The sequence below is a fragment of the Kitasatospora sp. NPDC004799 genome (assembly GCF_040609095.1).
In the GTDB taxonomy this organism is placed as follows: Bacteria; Actinomycetota; Actinomycetes; order Streptomycetales; family Streptomycetaceae; genus Kitasatospora.
In genome coordinates, this window is sequence record NZ_JBEXJK010000697.1 from 1 (window position 1) to 2,296 (window position 2,296).

At 73.4% G+C, this 2,296-nt stretch carries 2 protein-coding genes; both read right to left on the bottom strand.

The annotated features are described in order from the left end of the window. Positions 1-149 precede the first annotated feature (149 nt). Positions 150-914 carry an ABC transporter permease gene (locus tag ABZW03_RS40015; protein WP_355269689.1) on the bottom strand — a complete coding sequence of 255 codons (765 nt, stop codon included), beginning with the start codon at positions 912-914 and terminating at the stop codon, positions 150-152. A gap of 42 nt (positions 915-956) precedes the next feature. After that, positions 957-1,931, bottom strand: coding sequence for an ATP-binding cassette domain-containing protein (locus ABZW03_RS40020; RefSeq protein ID WP_355269691.1), 975 nt, complete (start codon positions 1,929-1,931; stop codon positions 957-959). Between the last annotated feature and the right edge of the window lie 365 nt (positions 1,932-2,296).

The window sequence follows — 2,296 nt, forward strand, 5'->3', positions numbered from 1 at the left end:
GACCCCTCCGGCGCCGGCATGCCGGTCGCGGCCCGCACCGCGCTGCTGGAGGCGGCGGCCGAGGAGGGCGTGCTCGTCGCGGCCTGAGCATCCGCAGAACGCGCAGGGGCCCGGCTCGTCGCGAGCCGGGCCCCTGCGCCGTGCGTCCGTCAGCGCACCCGGGTGGAGAACAGCCGGGCCGACCAGTACACCGCCAGCACGGTCATCACCACGACCACCAGCAGGCCCTGCCAGACCACGCTGTCCCCGGCGTGCCCGGAGAACAGCGCGCGCATGCCCTCCACGGCCCAGTAGAAGGGGTTCCACCGGGCCGCCTGCTGCAGCCACTCCGGCGCCAGGGTGAGCGGCAGCAGCACCCCCGACAGCAGCGCGATCGGCTGGGCGATGGTGTTGACCACCGGCGACATCGCCGCGTCGGTCGGCACCATCAGCGCGATGCCGAAGGAGATCGCCGAGGTCATCAGCGCCAGCAGGCCCAGCAGCAGGTAGGCGAGCAGCAGGTTCAGCGGGCTCACCCGCAGGCCGAAGGGCAGCGCGATCAGGGTGATCAGGACGGCCTGCACCAGCAGCGCCACCATCTCCCGCATCGCCCGTCCGAGCAGCAGCGCCAGCCGGCTCACCGGCGTCACCCGGGAGCGCTCGATGACGCCGGCCCTGAGCTCGCCGAGCAGGCTGAAGCCGGTGAACAGCCCGCCGAAGATGCACAGCACCGCCAACAGGCCGGGCACGTACACCTGGTAGGCGTCGGCGTAGCTGTTCGCGCCCTGCGGGGCGAGCACCTTCTTCAGCAGCGGGGCGAACAGCAGGAGGTAGAACACGGGCTGGATGATGCCGACGGCGATCCAGACCGGGGTGCGGATCATGAGCAGCAGCTGGCGCTGGAAGACCAGCCAGGTGTCGCGGGCGAGCTTCACGGTCTCCCCAGGGGGTTGTGCGGGTCCGGGCGGTTGCGGGGGTCAGGACTGCTGCAGGGAGCGGCCGGTGCGGGCCAGGAACACGTCGTCCAGGCTGGGCCGTTGGAGCTGCACGGTGCCGGGCGTCACGCCCGCCGCCTCCAGGGCGCGCAGCAGCCGCGGGATCGCGGCGGCGCCGTCCTCCAGGTACAGCCGCAGCCCCTCGTCGCCGTTCTGCTCCAGCCGGTGCAGGTACGGCTGCGGGCGCAGCACCTCGGCCGCGCGCGCGAAGGCGTCCGCCCCCGCGTCCAGCCCGACCAGGACGACGTCGCCGGAGATCTCGCGCTTGAGCGCCTCGGGGGTGCCCTCGGCCACCACCCGGCCGTGGTCGACGATGGCGACCCGGTCGCAGAGCGCGTCGGCCTCGTCCAGGTAGTGGGTGGTGACGACGACCGTCATGCCCTCGGTGCGCAGCCGGCGGATCTCCTCCCAGACGTACGCCCGGCTGGCCGGGTCCAGCCCGACGGTGGGCTCGTCCAGGAACAGCACCCGCGGCTGGTGGATCACCCCGAGCGCGATGTCCACCCGGCGGCGCTGGCCGCCGGAGTAGGTGGCGCACGGGCGGTCGCCGAACTCGGTCAGGTCGAAGGCCTTGAGCGCGTCCGCGGCGGCCTGCACGGCCCGGGCCTTGGCCGCGCCGTACATCCGGGCCTGGAGCACCAGCTCCTCACGGGCGCTGACGTTGTCGGTGGTGCCGCCGCCCTGGGCGACGTAGCCGATCCGGTGGCGGACCCCGGCGGGGTCGGTGAACAGGTCGGCCCCGGCGATGACGGCCTGCCCGCCGTCCGGGCGGATCAGGGTGGCCAGCATGCGCAGGGTGGTGGTCTTCCCGGCGCCGTTGGGGCCGAGGAAGCCGTAGATCTCGCCGGCGGCGACCGACAGGTCGATGCCGCGGACGGCGTCGACGGTCGGGTCCCCGCCGCTGCGGCGGGAGGTCTTCTTGCGGTAGGACTTGCGCAGTCCCGTGGTCTCGATCAACCGGAACTCCCGTGCGGGGATGGGCTGCCACGGCACCTGAAAAGGCGGGGCTCGGCACCTGCGGAGGGCGGTGCTGCTGCGACACCCTAGGGTGAACCCGGCCCCGGAAACAATGGCCTAGACCAATGGACGTGCGCTCCGCCTCTCTGCTAAGGAGGCGTTCCGGAGCCGCTCAGCCGAGCGCCTCCAGCCGGTCCGCCGCGGCCGCCGCACCGCCCCCGGCCAGCAGGTCCCGTCCGACCTGAACCGCCCGCTCCCGGTGCGCCGTCGGGTCAGGTCCAGGGCCGGCGAGTGCGCCACCTCGATGCCGCCCATGCCCAGCAGGACGCACATGTAGGAGTACGGCGGCAGGCCGTGGTAGTACG